This window comes from Bacillus sp. FJAT-50079, from assembly GCF_018343515.1.
Taxonomy (GTDB): Bacteria; Bacillota; Bacilli; order Bacillales; family Bacillaceae_C; genus Lederbergia.
This window is the reverse complement of sequence record NZ_JAGYPD010000011.1, coordinates 54,227-72,746: the sequence shown is the minus strand read 5'-3', so window position 1 is coordinate 72,746 and position 18,520 is coordinate 54,227. Positions and strand designations below refer to the sequence as shown.

At 41.1% G+C, this 18,520-nt stretch carries 15 protein-coding genes and 1 rRNA gene; all 16 read right to left on the bottom strand.

Annotated features, from left to right (window positions below):
• Positions 1–35 precede the first annotated feature (35 nt).
• A 16S ribosomal RNA gene (locus tag KHA95_RS22510) occupies positions 36–1,587 on the bottom strand.
• A gap of 382 nt (positions 1,588–1,969) precedes the next feature.
• The gene (lysS, locus tag KHA95_RS22505; RefSeq protein ID WP_213139810.1) at positions 1,970–3,457 is read right to left on the bottom strand and encodes a lysine--tRNA ligase; all 1,488 of its coding nucleotides are present in this window, start codon (positions 3,455–3,457) and stop codon (positions 1,970–1,972) included.
• A 266-nt stretch (positions 3,458–3,723) separates the two neighbouring features.
• Positions 3,724–4,710 (bottom strand): tRNA dihydrouridine synthase DusB, encoded by a 987-nt coding sequence (dusB, locus tag KHA95_RS22500; protein WP_213139809.1) that lies wholly within the window; start codon positions 4,708–4,710, stop codon positions 3,724–3,726.
• Positions 4,711–4,728: 18 nt separating this feature from the next.
• On the bottom strand, positions 4,729–4,944 hold the full coding sequence (locus tag KHA95_RS22495) for a helix-turn-helix domain-containing protein (RefSeq protein ID WP_213139808.1): 216 nt from the start codon (positions 4,942–4,944) through the stop codon (positions 4,729–4,731).
• On the bottom strand, positions 4,896–5,423 hold the full coding sequence (gene folK, locus KHA95_RS22490; RefSeq protein WP_213139807.1) for a 2-amino-4-hydroxy-6-hydroxymethyldihydropteridine diphosphokinase: 528 nt from the start codon (positions 5,421–5,423) through the stop codon (positions 4,896–4,898). Before folK ends, KHA95_RS22495 begins: the two co-directional genes overlap by 49 nt.
• Entirely contained in the window at positions 5,416–5,784 is a 369-nt protein-coding gene (gene folB / locus KHA95_RS22485) for a dihydroneopterin aldolase (RefSeq protein ID WP_213139806.1), read from the bottom strand. Before folB ends, folK begins: the two co-directional genes overlap by 8 nt.
• Entirely contained in the window at positions 5,777–6,598 is an 822-nt protein-coding gene (folP, locus tag KHA95_RS22480) for a dihydropteroate synthase (RefSeq protein ID WP_213139821.1), read from the bottom strand. The genes folB and folP overlap by 8 nt, the downstream gene beginning before the upstream one ends.
• A 250-nt stretch (positions 6,599–6,848) precedes the next feature.
• On the bottom strand, positions 6,849–7,775 hold the full coding sequence (gene cysK / locus KHA95_RS22475) for a cysteine synthase A (RefSeq protein WP_213139805.1): 927 nt from the start codon (positions 7,773–7,775) through the stop codon (positions 6,849–6,851).
• Between the two features lie 171 nt (positions 7,776–7,946).
• Positions 7,947–8,828 (bottom strand): Hsp33 family molecular chaperone HslO, encoded by an 882-nt coding sequence (gene hslO, locus KHA95_RS22470; protein WP_213139804.1) that lies wholly within the window; start codon positions 8,826–8,828, stop codon positions 7,947–7,949.
• A gap of 14 nt (positions 8,829–8,842) precedes the next feature.
• Complete coding sequence (locus tag KHA95_RS22465) at positions 8,843–9,616, bottom strand: type III pantothenate kinase (RefSeq protein WP_213139803.1); 774 nt, start codon at positions 9,614–9,616, stop codon at positions 8,843–8,845.
• Positions 9,617–9,827: 211 nt separating this feature from the next.
• Complete coding sequence (ftsH, locus tag KHA95_RS22460) at positions 9,828–11,849, bottom strand: ATP-dependent zinc metalloprotease FtsH (RefSeq protein ID WP_213139802.1); 2,022 nt, start codon at positions 11,847–11,849, stop codon at positions 9,828–9,830.
• Positions 11,850–11,942: 93 nt separating this feature from the next.
• Positions 11,943–12,491 carry a hypoxanthine phosphoribosyltransferase gene (gene hpt / locus KHA95_RS22455; RefSeq protein ID WP_213139801.1) on the bottom strand — a complete coding sequence of 183 codons (549 nt, stop codon included), beginning with the start codon at positions 12,489–12,491 and terminating at the stop codon, positions 11,943–11,945.
• A gap of 4 nt (positions 12,492–12,495) precedes the next feature.
• Positions 12,496–13,917: a tRNA lysidine(34) synthetase TilS gene (gene tilS, locus KHA95_RS22450; protein ID WP_249317222.1), complete on the bottom strand. Its 1,422-nt coding sequence runs from the start codon at positions 13,915–13,917 to the stop codon at positions 12,496–12,498.
• A gap of 100 nt (positions 13,918–14,017) precedes the next feature.
• Positions 14,018–14,935, bottom strand: coding sequence for a protein kinase domain-containing protein (locus KHA95_RS22445; protein ID WP_213139819.1), 918 nt, complete (start codon positions 14,933–14,935; stop codon positions 14,018–14,020).
• Positions 14,904–15,641: a VWA domain-containing protein gene (locus KHA95_RS22440; RefSeq protein ID WP_213139800.1), complete on the bottom strand. Its 738-nt coding sequence runs from the start codon at positions 15,639–15,641 to the stop codon at positions 14,904–14,906. The genes KHA95_RS22445 and KHA95_RS22440 overlap by 32 nt, the downstream gene beginning before the upstream one ends.
• Positions 15,642–15,748: 107 nt before the next feature.
• Positions 15,749–18,229 (bottom strand): stage II sporulation protein E, encoded by a 2,481-nt coding sequence (gene spoIIE, locus KHA95_RS22435; RefSeq protein ID WP_213139799.1) that lies wholly within the window; start codon positions 18,227–18,229, stop codon positions 15,749–15,751.
• Between the last annotated feature and the right edge of the window lie 291 nt (positions 18,230–18,520).

Genomic DNA, 18,520 nt, shown 5'->3' with positions numbered 1-18,520 from the left:
TTTTTGTTGGCCTAGCTGCCAACAATATTCCTTAGAAAGGAGGTGATCCAGCCGCACCTTCCGATACGGCTACCTTGTTACGACTTCACCCCAATCATCTGTCCCACCTTCGGCGGCTGGCTCCCAAAAGGGTTACCCCACCGACTTCGGGTGTTACAAACTCTCGTGGTGTGACGGGCGGTGTGTACAAGACCCGGGAACGTATTCACCGTGGCATGCTGATCCACGATTACTAGCGATTCCGGCTTCATGCAGGCGAGTTGCAGCCTGCAATCCGAACTGAGAATGGTTTTATGGGATTGGCTAAACCTCGCGGTCTTGCAGCCCTTTGTACCATCCATTGTAGCACGTGTGTAGCCCAGGTCATAAGGGGCATGATGATTTGACGTCATCCCCACCTTCCTCCGGTTTGTCACCGGCAGTCACCTTAGAGTGCCCAACTAAATGCTGGCAACTAAGATCAAGGGTTGCGCTCGTTGCGGGACTTAACCCAACATCTCACGACACGAGCTGACGACAACCATGCACCACCTGTCACTCTGTCCCCCGAAGGGGAACGCCTTATCTCTAAGGTTGTCAGAGGATGTCAAGACCTGGTAAGGTTCTTCGCGTTGCTTCGAATTAAACCACATGCTCCACCGCTTGTGCGGGTCCCCGTCAATTCCTTTGAGTTTCAGCCTTGCGGCCGTACTCCCCAGGCGGAGTGCTTAATGCGTTTGCTGCAGCACTAAAGGGCGGAAACCCTCTAACACTTAGCACTCATCGTTTACGGCGTGGACTACCAGGGTATCTAATCCTGTTCGCTCCCCACGCTTTCGCGCCTCAGCGTCAGTTACAGACCAAAGAGCCGCCTTCGCCACTGGTGTTCCTCCACATCTCTACGCATTTCACCGCTACACGTGGAATTCCGCTCTTCTCTTCTGCACTCAAGTCTCCCAGTTTCCAATGACCCTCCACGGTTGAGCCGTGGGCTTTCACATCAGACTTAAGAGACCGCCTGCGCGCGCTTTACGCCCAATAATTCCGGACAACGCTTGCCACCTACGTATTACCGCGGCTGCTGGCACGTAGTTAGCCGTGGCTTTCTGGTCAGGTACCGTCAAGGTACCGGCAGTTACTCCGATACTTGTTCTTCCCTGATAACAGAGTTTTACGATCCGAAGACCTTCATCACTCACGCGGCGTTGCTCCGTCAGACTTTCGTCCATTGCGGAAGATTCCCTACTGCTGCCTCCCGTAGGAGTCTGGGCCGTGTCTCAGTCCCAGTGTGGCCGATCACCCTCTCAGGTCGGCTACGCATCGTTGCCTTGGTGAGCCGTTACCTCACCAACTAGCTAATGCGCCGCGGGCCCATCTGTAAGTGACAGCCGAAGCCGCCTTTCAACCTTTCCCCATGCGAGGAAAGAAATTATCCGGTATTAGCTCCGGTTTCCCGAAGTTATCCCAGTCTTACAGGCAGGTTGCCCACGTGTTACTCACCCGTCCGCCGCTAACTTCAGGGAGCAAGCTCCCATCCATTCGCTCGACTTGCATGTATTAGGCACGCCGCCAGCGTTCGTCCTGAGCCAGGATCAAACTCTCATAAAAGAAGTTTGTTAGCTCATAAGCTGGCAATGGTTAAAACCATTGTTTAAAAATTATCTTGACGTTCGTTTCGTTCAGTTTTCAAAGATCAAACTTATTTGTCGTCTTCTTAAGGCGACTTTTCTAGTATACCAACCTCACAACCTGATGTCAACAACTTTTTTAAAAGTTTTTTTGTTGTTTTGTCGGTAATGAAGCACGAATAATAATATAACACCTTTCTTTTATTATGGCAATACTTTTATCTCTAAAAACCAAATTATTTTTTCATCGAAAACAAAGACACGATATATAGATTAAAATAAAAGGTGAGATACTACAAATAGTAGATACTCACCTTTCTTTTATCATTCCAAACCTCACTAATTTGCGAGGCTATTTAATATTAATCCCGCTTTCTCATCAAAGGGAATAATAATACATCTCTAATAGAAGGGGAATTTGTTAGTAACATAACTAAGCGATCAATTCCGATTCCCAAGCCACCTGTTGGAGGCATTCCATATTCTAGCGCTTCAATAAAATCCTCATCCATTTCATGAGCTTCGTCGTTTCCTTGCTCACGTTCAAGCAATTGACTCTCAAAGCGAGCACGTTGATCAATCGGATCGTTTAATTCTGTAAACGCATTGGCGTGTTCGCGGCCAACAATAAATAATTCAAAACGATCTGTAAAGCGCGGATCTTCTTCGTTCTTTTTGGCAAGCGGAGATATTTCCACTGGATGTCCATAGATAAACGTAGGCTGAATTAGCTCCTCTTCAACTCTTTGTTCAAAGAACTCATTTAATATATGACCAAATGTCATATGTTCTGTAATTTCTATTCCATGCTCCTTCGCCAACGCGATTGCTTCTTCGTCGCTCATTTCCTTCCAGAAATCAACCCCACAGTATTCTTTAACAGCATCTACCATATGAAGTCTACGCCATTTTGGCTCTAGGTTTATTTCTTCATCATTATATTGAACGGTCGTCGTGCCAAGCACATCTTTCGCGATGTGAGCAATCATATTTTCCGTTAACTCCATAATATCATTATAATCTGCGTACGCTTCATATAACTCAATCATTGTAAATTCCGGGTTATGTCTTGTTGAGACTCCCTCATTTCGGAATACACGGCCAATCTCGTATACTTTTTCAAGCCCTCCGACAATAAGGCGTTTTAAATGAAGCTCTATTGCGATTCTCATGAAAAATGGCATGTCTAGCGCATTATGATGAGTTTCAAATGGGCGGGCTGCCGCACCACCTGCGATTGCATGAAGCATAGGTGTTTCCACTTCTAAAAAGCCTTGTCCATCAAGATAACGACGCATCGATTGAATAATTTTACTGCGGCCAATAAAAGTCTTTTTGCTTTCCTGATTTGTAATCAAATCTAAGTAACGTTGGCGATATCTTTGCTCAATGTCTTTTAAACCATGGAACTTCTCGGGAAGTGGGCGTAGCGCCTTAGTTAAAAACGTAAATTCAGTAGCCTTAACAGAAAGCTCTCCTACTTTTGTTTTAAAGACCGTACCTGTAACACCGACTAAATCACCGATATCCGCCGTTGTGAAATGACGATATTGATCTTCCCCAACTGCGTCCTTACGTACATAAATTTGAATTTGACCAGGAAGATCTTGTATATGAGCGAATCCAGCCTTTCCTTTTCCGCGTTTCGTCATAATTCTTCCGGCGATCGTCACGTTGATGGCCATTTCATCCAATTCTTCTTTAGTATATTGTTCATATTGCTCGCTTATTTCTTGTGAAGTATGTGTCCGTTCAAATCGCTTACCAAACGGATCCACCCCTTCTTCACGCATAGCCGCCATTTTATCACGTCTAACCTGCAGTTGATCATTCAATTCTTCGTGACTCATGTATAACACTCCAATCTATTTATATATCCAATGACCCGATTTCATATTGTTCAAAAAGAAGGAAAAGTAGACTTGTCCGAAATCTGATTTTAACTATACAGGTCGATTTAATGATCTAACGAAAAATTCGATGTATCATTTTACCAAACTTTTTGAACAGCTTCTTTAAATATATCTTTATTATTGTACACAAAAATATCGATCTAGACATCTTTCAGCATGCAAAAAAATAACTGCCAGCTTGGAACTGACAGTGTAAAATCATTTTATACCGCTTGTTTTACAGCTGCCCCATCTGCAATTAGATCAAGCAAGTGCACAAGCTCGGCTCTTGTATTACACTCATTAATCGCATTTCTTACATTCGCATTTCCGCGAATTCCTTTTAAATACCACGCTGCATGTTTTCTCATTTCTTTGACTGCAATGTTTTCCCCTTTTAAGGCGATTAAGCGATCGAGGTGAAGCTTGCAAACGTCCATTTTCTCTTGGACGGACGGTTCACCAGTCAACTCACCCGTTTCTAAATATTTGACTGTTTGGTAAATCATCCAAGGGTTTCCGAGCGCAGCACGCCCTATCATTACACCGTCAACACCTGTTTCTTCTAACATTCTCTTTGCGTCCTGAGGTGTTTTCACATCACCATTTCCGATTAATGGAATATTAATTGATTGTTTTACCTCGCGGATAACGTCCCAATTCGCTACACCTTCATACATTTGCAATCGAGTACGACCATGCATTGAAACTGCTGCTCCTCCTGCACGTTCTACGGCTTGAGCATTTTCGACTGCGAATATATGTTCATCATCCCAACCAATTCTCATTTTAACCGTTACAGGCTTATCCACCGCATCCACAACAGCCGAAACCATATCGTATATTTTGTTTGGCTCAAGCAGCCATCTTGCACCGGCTTCACATTTAATAATTTTATTTACTGGGCATCCCATATTAATATCAATAATATCTGCATTCGTATTACGATCAACAAATTTCGCTGCCTCAACAAGCGTTTCCTTTTCTCCGCCAAAGATTTGCAATGACAAAGGTTTTTCCCGCTCATCGATATAAAGCATGTTCATCGTCTTTTTGTTTTTAAGAACGATTCCCTTATCACTAATCATTTCCGCACAGACAAGACCCGCCCCAAACTCCTTCACTGTTAAACGAAAGGCCGAATTACAAATGCCAGCCATCGGCGCAAGTACCACTTGGTTTTTCATTTGAATATCGCCAATTTTTAACACTAGATTCCCCCCTCCTTATTATTTTTCGACTTCTTTTGGTGTTAGTTCCTTCATCGTGATATCAAGAGAGTTCGATATTTTATCGAGTATATGTTCAGCGGGCATACGATTACCACGCTCAATCTCCCCTAACACTGAAACTGATACACCTATATGTTTCGCAAGTTCTTCTTGCGTATATCCCTTTAATTTTCGAAAAGCTCGGATGCGCCTTCCCCATTTATCTCTTTCCATAACTGAACTCCTTCTTTGTCACGTATTTCATTAAGTGTATGGAGCAATGGCTTGATTGAATTCGGTAGTGTAAGCTCCCGATCAATCTCAAGCAATGGAATGAGGACGAATGCCCGTTCCGTCATCCGTGGATGAGGAATTTGCAAAGCCTCCATCATAATATTTTCGTTATTATATAATAAAATGTCAAGATCTATTATTCGAGGTCCCCAGCGAAACTCCCGCACTCTTCCCAATTCTTTCTCGATTTGTAAGCAAAGCCGAAGCAGTTCTAGCGCTGATAATGATGTAGATATTTTAACGACCATATTCAGGAAATTCGCTTGATCGACGTAGCCTACCGGTTCCGTTTCATAGATGGAAGATAGTTTCTCAATCTTCACATGCGCGTGATTCACCAATTCATCTATTGCCATTTTTAAGCAATTTTTCCGATCACCCATATTTGATCCCAGCGAAAGGTAAGCAATATTATTCATACTTATTCTCCCTTGTTATTTCAACTGCCACCGACCGATAATGTCCCGGTATCGGCGGATCCGGTTTAATTACCTTCACCGTTATCCGCTTGATTTTTCTATATTCTTTTAAAATAGTATGAGCAATCTTTTCCGCAACAGCTTCAATTAGTTTATATGGGTGTCCTTCGACAATTTCCTTACACACTTCATACATATCCGCATAACTAACGGTTTTCTCTAAGTTATCCGTCTCTCCCGCTTCGCGAAGATCTACTTCCGCAATGATAGAAACACGAAACCTTTGCCCTAATCGGGTTTCCTCACTCAAAACTCCATGGTAACCGTAAAACTCCATTTCATGTAAATAAATTTTATCCAATTCCTCCACCCTTTCCGATCAGGACATCGGTCATTGCTGCCATTCGACTCATTTCTTTTACATCATGAACCCGGATCATATGGCAGCCTTTTTGTATCCCAAAGCAATTAGCTGCCCCGGTGCCTTCTATCCGCTCTTCAACCGGTAAATCAAGCGCTGTGCCGATCATTCTTTTTCGCGATAATGCTAATAAAACCGGGTAGCCTAGCGAAACGATTTTATCTAGGTTTTTCATAATCTCAATGTCCTCATTGTACCCTTTTGCAAAACCGATGCCTGGGTCAAGAATGATCTGGTCATCATTTACCCCAGCTTTTTTAGCAATCGTAATACTTTCATATAAATCATGCAGCACATCGCGTATAAACACATCATAATTTTGATTATCCCGATTATGCATCAAAATAATAGGTACATGATGCTGCGCTGCTACGTTAGCGATTTCCGGGTCTTTTTTCGCACCCCATATATCATTAATAATATGTGCTCCCGCTGCAATCGCACGATGTGCCGTCTCTGCCTTATATGTATCAATTGATAGTGGGACAGCAATCGTTTGAGCAAGTGTTTCGATTACAGGAACAACCCTTTCACTTTCTTCCTCAGCTGTCACAGGAGTGTGTCCAGGTCTTGTTGATTCTCCGCCAATGTCAATTATATCAGCACCATCGGCGACCATTTTCCTTGCATGTTCAATTGCAATTTCTCTCGTATTGTAACGCCCTCCGTCCGAAAATGAATCTGGAGTGGTATTTAATATTCCCATGATCAATGTTTTCTCGTTAAAATTTAATTTATATGGTCCACAACTCATCATCGCATACTCTATCCTTCCGATTCCCAATTTTATTTCTTTAGTTTATCAAACGGAGACACTGAACAAAAGCATAAGGCGTCTGCGAGGCAGCATACTCTTCTATGATTTAATGATTAAACTACGATGAATTTAGTATTGAATATCTATATGTATAAGTGGAGTACTTTAATAAAAAAGAACCAGAAACTTATAACGCTCCTATTTCCCCATAAAAAAAGCAAGCCCAGCATGGACTCGCTTTTTTTAATTAATCTTCAAATTGGTAAAGCGGTGTACTTAAGTATCGCTCCCCGTTACTCGGAAGGACTGCTAATACCTTTTTGCCTTTTCCAAGCTTCTTCGCTACCTTTAGTGCCGCTGAAATCGCTGCACCTGAAGAAATCCCACCAAGAATTCCTTCTTCCTTAGCTGCTCTTCTAGCAAAATCAAATGCTTCCTCATTTTTAATTGTAATTACTTCATCATATATTTCAGTGTTTAATACACCAGGGACAAATCCAGCACCAATCCCTTGAATTTTATGCGGTCCCGGTTTTCCACCCGAAAGAACAGGAGAATCTTCGGGTTCGACTGCATAAATTTTAATGTTTTCATACGTTTCCTTTAATACTTCACCAGCACCTGTAATTGTACCACCGGTTCCAATTCCGGAAACAAAAGCATCTAGCTCAGCACCCATTTGCTCAACAATTTCCTTTCCAGTTGTTAAGCGATGGATTTCAGGGTTAGCCATGTTTTCAAATTGTTGGGGTACGAAATAACCATGATCAGCGGCTAATTCATTCGCCTTTTTAATTGCTCCGTTCATCCCTTCACTACCCGGAGTCAACACAAGCTCAGCACCGTAAGCACGAAGTAAATTTCTCCGCTCCATACTCATCGTATCAGGCATAACAAGAATGGCTTTATATCCTTTCGCAGCAGCAATCATCGCAAGGCCGATTCCTGTATTTCCGCTTGTCGGCTCAATGATCGTATCTCCAGCGTTAAGCTTCCCTTCTTTTTCCGCTGCTTCAATCATCGCCAAAGCAATCCTGTCCTTCACGCTGCTTCCGGGATTCATGTATTCAAGTTTTACATATACGTCCGCACTGCCTTCATCAACCATACGATTAAGTTTTACAACTGGCGTATTTCCCACTAGATCCGCAATAGAATTTACCAAAATCGCCATTTCCCCCACCTCTAATTCCGAGTATTTTTGTTGGTTTATTTACAAATTAACATGCTTGCACTTCCATGTCAATGATGAAAGCTATTAATATTAGTATTAACTAAATCGTTTAATAAGTAATCAAAAATAATAAAAGAAGGTAAGTCTTTCAACGAGACCTACCTTCTAAATTTATTTCTTCGCTTCATTTTTCAGTTCTGACAATTCTTCTTTTGAAAAATGATACGTTTCATTACAAAAATGACATTGTGCGTCTGCTTTACCGTCTTCATCAATCATTTCTTGAATTTCTTCTGTGCCAAGGCTAATGATCGCATTACCAAAACGCTCTTTAGAACAAGTGCACTGAAATTCAATCGGCATTGTTTCAAGTATTTTTACATTTTCCTCTCCGAGTAACTGCGAAAGAATTTGTTCTGGTGATAACCCTTCGCGAATCATCGTAGAAACAGGTGTAGTCTCCCCTAAACGCTTTTCAATTTCTGTGATTGTTTCCTCTGTTGCTCCCGGCATTAGTTGAATAATAAATCCACCCGCAGCCAAAATTGTATTATCCGGATTAACGAGTACCCCTACACCGACGGACGATGGAGTTTGTTCAGAAGTTGCAAAATAATACGTAAAATCTTCCCCAAGTTCACCTGATACAAGTGGAACCTGGCCTGAAAAATGATCGCGTAATCCCACATCTTTTACAACAGTTAGTGTACCGTTTGTACCGACTGCTCTCCGCACATCGAGCTTTCCTTGTTCATTCAGATCAAAATGGGTTTGTGGATTTGTGACATAGCCGCGAACGTGACCTTTAGCATCGGCATCTACGAGAATAATCCCAAGCGGACCATCCCCTTCGACCTTAACTGTAATCTTTTCTTCCCCTTTTAACATCGCACCCATCATTGCGCCAGCAATCATCCCTCGGCCAAGCGCTGCGGATGCAGTTGGCCAAGTATAGTGTCTGCGCTGTGCTTCATTAACTGTTTCTGTCATTTGTGTCGCATATGCACGGACTTGCCCATCAAATCCAAGTGCTTTCACTAAATAATCACTCACAAGGAAACCACCTTTCATCCATTTACATTTCTTTGATAAATTAATTGTAGTCCTTTTAATGTTAAATCTTGATCAACAATGTCGATCATCTTTGTTTCTGTCGCAATTAAGTTAGCCAATCCACCTGTTGCAATGACGGTCGGCTTTTCCTTACTTTGCTCAATTAAACGCGTGACAATCCCTTCCACCTGTCCAACAAATCCAAATAAAATCCCCGCCTGCATCGCAGAAACAGTATTTTTCCCAAGAATTTCATCTACGTGAGTGATTTCGATTCTAGGAAGTTTAGCAGCCTTAGAATATAGAGCTTCCGTTGAAATACCTATTCCGGGAGCAATAACACCACCCATGTACTCGCTTTTTTCATTGATATAACAAAACGTCGTCGCTGTGCCAAAATCAACAATGATTAATGGATTGCCATAATTCGCAATTCCGGCAACTGCATTGACGATACGGTCTGCTCCAACTTCGCGTGGATTTTCGTATTTTATATTTAATCCGGTCTTAATTCCTGGTCCAACGATTAAAGGCTTTTCCTGAAAATATTTATGGCACATTTTCTCGAGCGTAAACATAATTGGGGGTACAACCGATGAAATGATAATTCCATTTATATCACTAAAACGGAGGCCAACATGTTCAAATAATGCTTTAATTGCCATGCCAAACTCATCTTCCGTTTTGTGACGGCTCGTTTCAATTCGCCAATGATATTTTAAATGATCTTGCTCATATACACCTAGCACAATATTTGTATTTCCAACATCAAGAACAAAAATCAACATGCTCACCACTTTATTAGAGACTTTTTCACTTCAAACATCATACCTATAATTTACTTTGATGTCTAGAAAAAGAGGAGCTCACTTGCCCTTTTAAGGCTGATTCATTTCCTTTACAACTAATTACATACGAATATTACTCAGGAAGCTGCTAAGTGTTGGGGCAATTTATACAAAAAACACCGTTAACTAAGAACGGTGTTTTTTTGTATAATTATTCTTTCTTATCATCTGGTTGTTTTGTCGGTCCAAGTTTTTCATGAGCGTTCCCATCTCCATAAGAATCCATTGGTGGAGGATCTTTTAGCACATCGTCATCACGTTTTTCGCCTATCTCCATATCGCCAATTTCCTCTTGTAGCTCTGTCTGCTCATTAGATACAGCAGAGTCAGATTCATTTGTTACTAAATCTTCATCTGGCATTGTACCATGTTCAAAAAGATGATTGATCTGCTTCGCATCTAATGTCTCAACCTCTAACAAAGTTTTCGCAATTAAGATGAGTTTATCTTGATTCTCAAGTAAAATTTTCTTAGCACGATTGTAGCAATCCATAATAATGCTTTGAATTTCTAAATCAATCTCATGAGCGATCGCTTCCGAATAGTTTTGTTCATTATGCAAGTCACGACCAAGGAAAACTTGACCACCTTGCGGCTGTCCAAATTGCAATGGTCCGAGCTTATCACTCATTCCATATTCCATCACCATTTTACGAGCAATACCCGTTGCACGTTGGAAGTCATTATGCGCACCTGTTGATACTTCTCCAAAAGTAATTTCTTCCGCAACACGACCACCGAGAAGTCCTGTAATTTTATCCAGTAATTCCGGTTTTGTCATGAAGTAACGATCTTCCCTCGGAAGCATAACTGCATATCCTCCGGCTTGACCACGTGGAACAATTGTAACCTTATGAACAACATCAGCATCATCTAACACAAGCCCGATGACCGTATGTCCACCTTCATGGTACGCAACAATATTCCGTTCTTTCTCGGAAATAACTCGACTTTTCTTGGCCGTTCCTACGATTACTCGGTCAGTTGCTTCATCAATGTCGGATTTATCGATTTTCTTTTTATTTCTACGAGCGGCAACAAGTGCTGCTTCATTTAATAAGTTTTCTAAGTCTGCACCAGAGAAACCAGGAGTTCTTGTAGCAATCGTCTTGATATCGACGGATTCATCTAGTGGCTTATTTCGTGCATGTACATGCAATACTGCTTCACGACCCTTAACATCTGGTCGATCTACTGTAATCTGTCTATCAAAACGTCCTGGACGAAGCAATGCCGGGTCAAGAACATCCGGTCGGTTCGTCGCAGCAATAATGATGATTCCTTCATTTGCACCAAAGCCGTCCATTTCAACGAGCAATTGGTTCAATGTTTGTTCACGTTCATCATGACCACCACCAAGACCAGCACCACGCTGACGACCTACTGCATCAATTTCATCAATAAAGATGATACAAGGTGCATTTTTCTTAGCATTTTCAAATAAATCACGGACACGTGATGCACCGACACCGACGAACATTTCAACGAAATCGGAACCACTGATGGAGAAGAATGGTACACCAGATTCTCCAGCAACAGCTCGCGCTAATAACGTTTTCCCCGTACCAGGTGGTCCAACTAAAAGTACCCCTTTAGGGATGCGCGCACCAATGTCAGAAAACTTACGAGGGTCTTTTAGGAATTCGACAACTTCAACGAGCTCCTGTTTCTCCTCATCTGCGCCCGCAACATCTTTGAAGCGGACCTTTTTCTTTTCTTCGGTGTAAAGTTTCGCTTTACTTTTACCGAAGCTCATCACCTTGCTTCCCCCACCCTGAGCTTGATTCATCAGGAAGAAGAAGAGGATAAAGATAATGACGAATGGAATAATCATTGTAAAAAATGAAACCCAACCACTCGTTTCTTTGGCAGGCATGACCGTTACTTTCGATGATGCCGCATCTATTCGATCCAGCATAGCTGGACTATTCATCACATACGTAAGAAATTGCTTTCCTTCTTCAGCACCTACAAGTTGGCCTTTAATAACATAAACCCCTCGTTCAGGCTGCATGGAAAACTCTTTAATGTCACCATTTTCCAAATGGGTAACAAATTGATCATAAGATATCGGTTCTGTTGACTCATTTCCATTGTTAAACCAGCTTACAATTCCAATCAGTACTAGAAAAATGAGTAAATAAAAGATTGTATTTCTAAATATCCGATTCATGACATACCTCCTCCCACGCTGAAAAAACTATATTCAATAGTATCATAGACGTTTCTGCCTTTACAACATTTCGTATCTTTTTTCAATGTTAACTTACTCTTCATTCTTTCCATATATTTCTGGCTTTAGTATACCAATATACGGGAGATTGCGGTATTTTTCAGCGTAATCCAATCCATACCCTACAACGAAAGCATCCGGCACTTCAAAACCAACGTAGTCAGCGTTAATGTCCGCCTTGCGACCTGTTGGCTTATCAAGTAGGGTAACAATCTTAATTGATTTCGCTTTGCGATAATGAAACAAATCAACTAAATAACTTAATGTTAAGCCACTATCGATAATATCCTCGATAATAAGAACATCTCTGCCTTCGACTGCGGTATTTAAATCTTTTAATATTTTTACTTCTCCTGAAGAAACAGTTGAGCTTCCGTAGCTTGATACATCCATATAATCAATTTCTAAATATGTATCTACTCGCTTCAGTAAGTCTGTCATAAATGTGGTTGCTCCTTTAAGAACACCAATCGCGAGCGGAAATTTCCCATCGTACTCTTCTGTTAATCGAGCTGCAATTTCTTTAATTTTGTCGTTAATCTCTTCCTCTGATATGAGGACCTTTTCAATATCATGCTTCATTACTTCATTTCCTCCCAGAAAATGTTTCGTTATAGTTGAAAAATATATTGTAATAAAAGGATTCTTTATCCGGAGATATATCATAGCAAGATTTTTTCAATCCGGGGATCCAGAGGATTTTCCCTTGTGTATCAGTGACAATTGGCCATCCTGCCCGTTCATGCACATCAACCTTCATATCAATGAAAAGGTTTTTTAGCTTTTTTGAACCTTCCATTCCTTTCACTCGGATACGATCGCCAGGCTTTCTCGTCCGAATAATTAATGGTAGCTCGATATCGTCGGGATTAATCACAAGTTGATTTTCTCCCTTTTTTAAACAATCGCCTCGGTTTTCCTCGAATCGAAACGTCATTTGATTTGGAAGTGTGAGCACTTCACCAACTGATAATGTAAATGAGTATCCCGGTTGGATCTCACGCTTTTTAAATGTAAATGTGCATTGTTCGTATGTACGAATCACTTTTAAACCGGATGGTAAGTTCAATTGCCCCGATGGGTTGAAACCCTTAAGGAGCTTATTGATTGCATCAAAATGGTGTGCTGATAAATCAGGCACTTTATGCTGATAAAGATAGTTTAATATTAGATGAATCCCCCTCCTTTGTAAAGGCAAAGGCATTGAGTTAAATGCAGGGATTTTCAATACAATATCTTTGTCATCAAATTTTTGACAAATCTCTTTCATTTGCTCTTTAGCAAGCGTCTGCAAATATTGTTCATCTTCTGTTAGCTCTTCACTAAATCTTTGAAAGTGCACCTCTACTTGATGGTTTTCCCGTTTTAAAAAAGGAATTACTTTCATTCTAAATCGATTCCTCGTATATAGATGCTTTTGGTTGCTCGGATCATGACGCGGGTCTAGTTTCTTTTCCTTACAATATTGTTCAATCATATCTTTTGTTATAGCTAGAAGAGGACGAATCAGTTCTCCATTGCCAAAAGGTCTTTTTGTTTGAATCCCCGCCCTAGCCATCCCGCTGCTTCCTCTCGTTAATCGCATAAGAATCGTCTCGATTTGGTCGTCAGCATGTTGAGCAACAGCTAATTTATTTGCCCCAAGCTCAGCCATCACTTCTTTAAAGTATTGATAACGGTATGTCCTGGCCGCTAGCTGTACCCCCGTCTTATCCTGCTTCATTTTTTCTTTTATATTAATCGATTTTGCTTTAAAGATGATATGATGCAGATCGCAGTATGCCTTTACATATTCAAGATCATCCAGTGATTCGCTTCCCCTGAGCATATGGTCAACATGGACACAGGCAATTGTAATGCCTAATTGCTTTTGCTTTTTAGTAAGAAAGTGAAGGAGTGCCATTGAATCCGGACCACCGGACACAGCAACAAGAATATAGTCACCCGGTTGAATAAGTGAGTGCTTCTTTACAAACTTCACGGTTTTGGTTTCAAATTCATGCATCATCATTCATTCCTCTGTCAATGTCTTGAATTCTATTTTACCATTTCCTTCTCTTTCCATATAGCGATTTAGCTTATAGATTTTAAATGAAAAAATTGAGCCTTCATAGTGATAAAGATTGTACAATGTACACAATATAAATCATAATCGTTACGAATATCATCATGCTTGTTTCAAGTATATTACTTTTATTGATTGAAGTCTTTTGTACTCGCTGCTCCCCCCTAGCGGCAGCTAGCAGTTCCGTCCGCATCACTTGTGCACTTTCATACTCTCCACCTAGGGCCCTTCTTAATGGCCATTCATATTTTCTGAGCTCCGAATGGGATTGAACGATATCAACGAGCTGCTTATGCCCAGCTTCCTTTTTTGTAAATCGCCTCTGATAAAACAAGTGAATCATTAATAATGCGACAGAAAACAAATCATAGGCTGGCTCTGCTTTCCTTGATCCTAATCCCCAATAACCACGATCATAAAACTCTGTAAATTCCTTAATCGCTCGCCCCGTTTTTGTTGTCCCACCAACGTCAATACACCGAATCGTAGCTGGGCTTTTTGTTACGATTAAATTTTCAGGTTTGATGTCGCCAAATATCCATCCCTCTTGATGTAATTTATCTAAAACATCTAATAGTTGAGCAATCATTACAACTGCCCATGAATGACCTTTTTGTTGGATAAACGAAAGTAGATCTGAACCGTGAATATACTCCATCACATAATAATAGTAATGAATTCCATATCTTCCCCAGTCATCTACATCAAATAAAGAAGGTCCAAGGACAGATCCCTGAACCTTTGCGAGCTCCTTCAGCACATTTACCTCAGACATAATGGAAAAACTGTCATTGCTTATTTTTAAAGCGACGTACCCCCGTTTGCTGTTCGCTAAATAAACAACTCCATTTGCTCCTTCACCGAGTTTCCTCATGATCTGGTAGTTTTGTTTGTTCCACTTTCCTTGGACAATGGTTCCAGAAGGCAGGTTACATTGATTCTTCCATGAATGATTGATGATCACCTAAAATCCGCCTCCTTAAGGAACGTTTTTCCTCAAAGAAGCTCCTCGCTTCACGCAATGCTGGACCTGTCGGGGTAATACCGCCAACAGCAAGCTTCGGAAAAATATTTGTTAACGTATTTAAATGTGGCGTCCACTCCATCAGCTTTTCTACTTCTTTTCTTTTCCCGGGAAATACTAATACAGCAAATTCATTATTTCCCGTTCTAGCGTTCAAACTCAATGATAAATCAAGCAATGCCTCTTTTACCGTTGGCAATTTATGTTTCATACTAGCACTTGTATCAATCATGATAAGCACACGTAAATCGGCCGTCTCCCCAAGTTCATCGACCACCTCCATTACTTCTCCTCGCGTTTCAGGTGGTAACTCTTCTAATTTTTTCTCATTTCCCAAAATTTGTCTTAGCTCTTTATTAACGACCCCTTGTAACGTTTGCGTCATTGCTTTTCTCGTAACCATTTGAACGGTTTGCGAAAGTTGCTCCGCATATACGATTTGGCTAATACCACCTCCAGCACTGGCAATTTCCTCTATTTCCTGTACTCCTTTTTCCTCGATCACATCGTCTTCGATCACCCCAATCACGTTAACAGTTAACCCGCTTTCTCTCGCAAGCGCTGCCATTGCTACCGGATCCTCACCTTGATTAGAACAACCGTCAGTAATTAGCAAAATTTGCTTCAAGCATCCTTTTTTCATACTTTGCCCTCCAATATTGCAATAAGTATCGTTATTGCATAATGGTAACAGCCTCGCCTAATCACAGGTTTTTTATACGATTCAGATAGTTTTGACAGCCAGCTTCCTTACGATATTTTTGCTTTACGGCGATGGGCTGGAATTGCCGCCCATTTCGGTGTATTATGATTGATTTGTAATACCGCAATCGTCATATCATCAGCAATGACACCCGAACGCGTTCGAATTACTTCCTCCATAATTAAGTCCGCAACAGCCTGCGGGTCCTCTGTTTCCATTTCTCGCAACTTTCTTCTCATCCACACATCATAATTTTCCACATGCTTCGGCCCTTCAAAAATCCCATCGCTCATCATAATTAATAAATCCCCTGCCCTTAACTGTTCGGAAACCACATCGACATCAAACTCCTGCAAAATTCCCATTGGTAAATTTCCTGCTTCGACCTTCATAATCTTCGATCCTCTTTTAATAAAACTCGGAGTTGAACCAATTTTCAAAAACTTTACTTCGGCACTATGCAAATCAATAATAGCTAAATCCAATGTGGAGAAAATTTCATCTGTCGAGCGCAGCGATAACACTGAATTCACAGATTTAATTGCCACTTTTTCTTCTATGCCGGATTGGAGTATTTTTTGCAAAAGCTTTAATGTCTCACTGCTTTCATGATGGGCTCTCTCCCCATTTCCCATCCCGTCACTAATCGCAACCGCATACTTTCCCGGCCCGAGCTCCATAATTGAATAGCTATCCCCAGAAAGAAAGCCTCCATCTTTTGCCGCATGGGCTACTCCCGTCTCAACGACGTATGCCTTTGCTGATCGGAACGTTACATAGCAGTTTCCAGATGTTGATTGGGTAAAATCTTTATGATGAACAACAATCGTTTCTCTAACGATATCCGATAAAAGCGGGGCGATGATTTTTTCACATTCTCCGTATCCTTTATCATTCGGAATCGTAATATCAATATCAACATTTCCCACTTCTAAACTATATATTTCAACCTGATCCACCTCCACTCCAAATTCTTGCAAAGCATCGAGAATCACTTCTTCTTGACGATGATGGTTTTCTCTCTCTTTCTTCATCTCCTTTGCAAAATCACCCATGACTTCGGAAACACCGAGCAGTTGTTCAGCTACAAGTTTTCTACTTTCCTGAACTTGCTTTTTCAAATGCTGATTCGCCTGGAGCATTGCTAACTCTTGATGGATCGTATCCCGTACTTTATTTGCTCGATTGCAATGCTTGTCCAGCTCTCTATATAAAGGTGACGGAATCGTACCAGTATTTTCATCCATTCCATGCATAACCCTGTCCATTAAATCATACGTTTTATCAAAGCGATTTCCCCAGCATTGATTTTTTTTGAAACAAGTTTGACATGTTTTTTCAGTCACATTACTAAGGAATAGATCAAACTCTTGTTGTTCATTTTCGGCTTCTTGCCATTGTTCTGGCTGCGAAAAGCTATTTGACAGCGCTTGAAAAACAGAGGAAAATTGTTCAACTCTGCGAACGGTAATGTCACGAATTTTCTTCGCATAGAGCTGTTGATCTTGGGCGTGTTCGGGTGTACCCGGTATATGACGAGCGAGCTTTTCTGTAAAACTTAAGGGCGTAATGAGCAATAAGAAGATTGCAGCAAAAGACTCATACAATGTCGTCATAAGTGAAGCGTTTGTTTCTCCATACAAACCAATTAATAGCGTTGCAACCAGGAGACCTAAAGCCGTACCAATACGCCTCCCCTCCTTTAATAAACCGCCAAGCAAGCCTGCAAATGCAAGCAAACTCATTTGAAACAGACTTGAGATACTAGCAAGGCTAAAGATTAAACCTGTGACGACACCAACTGTTGATCCAACGGCTGCTCCTGCGGTAAAAGCAAATAAAATGACGAGATAGCGTGAAAGAATATGCTCAATCGACAATCCGTAAACGGCCCAGCCAATCGTACCTGTCATAATTGACGCCAGCATAATAATTAAGCTAATGACTTCTTCTGTTTTAAGCGCTTTTCTCTTGGTGAAGGATGCGAAGAAAGGAATGCTTTGTACGAAGATAAATACAAGTACATATGACAATCCCGCCTCTACACCGGCCATTAGCCCATCGTAACGAGTAAGCTGTTGTCCATTTTGAATATACGAAAAGCCGCATGTAGTGAAGAATGTTAAGCATAAAACGAAATATGGCAAGGCCTTTAGCGGATTTTTTAATAATCCTTTAAGGAGTTGAAAGGTTAAAAGGAAGCCGATGCATAGAAGAAGTGAATAGGCTGCTTTTCCAACGGACAAAGTTAGTGCACCACACAGTAAGCCGATTAAAACGAGTGGAGCTTTGTCCCTCCGTAACATATACACTGCTGCAAAAAATGGTAAGGAAAAGGGGGTTAAATGGGATAAGATCAAGGCTCGTCCCAGCAAGATCGCAACGATGAATAAGGCGATGCCTTTTTGAAACAATACATATTCAATTTTTTGTTGCATCTTCCTCAGTCCTTCTGCCATATCCCATCCTGTCTTCTCCAAGTCCATACTGACCGTTGACTCAACCAGACTGCGATCTCCGCGTTCCATCTTTACCACTCCCTATTTATGTATATTGCTCTCATTATAAAGTGGACCCCCTTAAAATTTTGTCACTTTGATGCAGGGAAAGAAAAAAACGTTCGACTTATTTGGGCATTTTCCACTTTCCTCCTCTGTTTTGTCCTTCAATGGCTTGATGATGGACAAATCCTCTCAGTATTTTCTGTCAACTTTCTTCTTAACGACTTATCTTAATAAGATAAGGTCAAATACATTTCGTTTCGAATATTTTTGTGACCATGTCTTTCAAATAAAAAAAAGGCAAATCCATTAATTGGA

What these genes read in the sequence shown, in the direction of transcription:
- lysS (WP_213139810.1), bottom strand. Translation starts at nt 3,457, where the DNA reads ATGAGTCACGAAGAATTGAATGATCAACTGCAGGTTAGACGTGATAAA.
- KHA95_RS22495 (WP_213139808.1), bottom strand. Translation starts at nt 4,944, where the DNA reads ATGGAAAGAGATAAATGGGGAAGGCGCATCCGAGCTTTTCGAAAATTA.
- folK (WP_213139807.1), bottom strand. Translation starts at nt 5,423, where the DNA reads ATGAATAATATTGCTTACCTTTCGCTGGGATCAAATATGGGTGATCGG.
- folP (WP_213139821.1), bottom strand. Translation starts at nt 6,598, where the DNA reads ATGAGTTGTGGACCATATAAATTAAATTTTAACGAGAAAACATTGATC.
- cysK (WP_213139805.1), bottom strand. Translation starts at nt 7,775, where the DNA reads ATGGCGATTTTGGTAAATTCTATTGCGGATCTAGTGGGAAATACGCCA.
- KHA95_RS22465 (WP_213139803.1), bottom strand. Translation starts at nt 9,616, where the DNA reads ATGTTGATTTTTGTTCTTGATGTTGGAAATACAAATATTGTGCTAGGT.
- ftsH (WP_213139802.1), bottom strand. Translation starts at nt 11,849, where the DNA reads ATGAATCGGATATTTAGAAATACAATCTTTTATTTACTCATTTTTCTA.
- hpt (WP_213139801.1), bottom strand. Translation starts at nt 12,491, where the DNA reads ATGAAGCATGATATTGAAAAGGTCCTCATATCAGAGGAAGAGATTAAC.
- tilS (WP_249317222.1), bottom strand. Translation starts at nt 13,917, where the DNA reads ATGATGCATGAATTTGAAACCAAAACCGTGAAGTTTGTAAAGAAGCAC.
- KHA95_RS22440 (WP_213139800.1), bottom strand. Translation starts at nt 15,641, where the DNA reads ATGAAAAAAGGATGCTTGAAGCAAATTTTGCTAATTACTGACGGTTGT.
- spoIIE (WP_213139799.1), bottom strand. Translation starts at nt 18,229, where the DNA reads ATGGAACGCGGAGATCGCAGTCTGGTTGAGTCAACGGTCAGTATGGAC.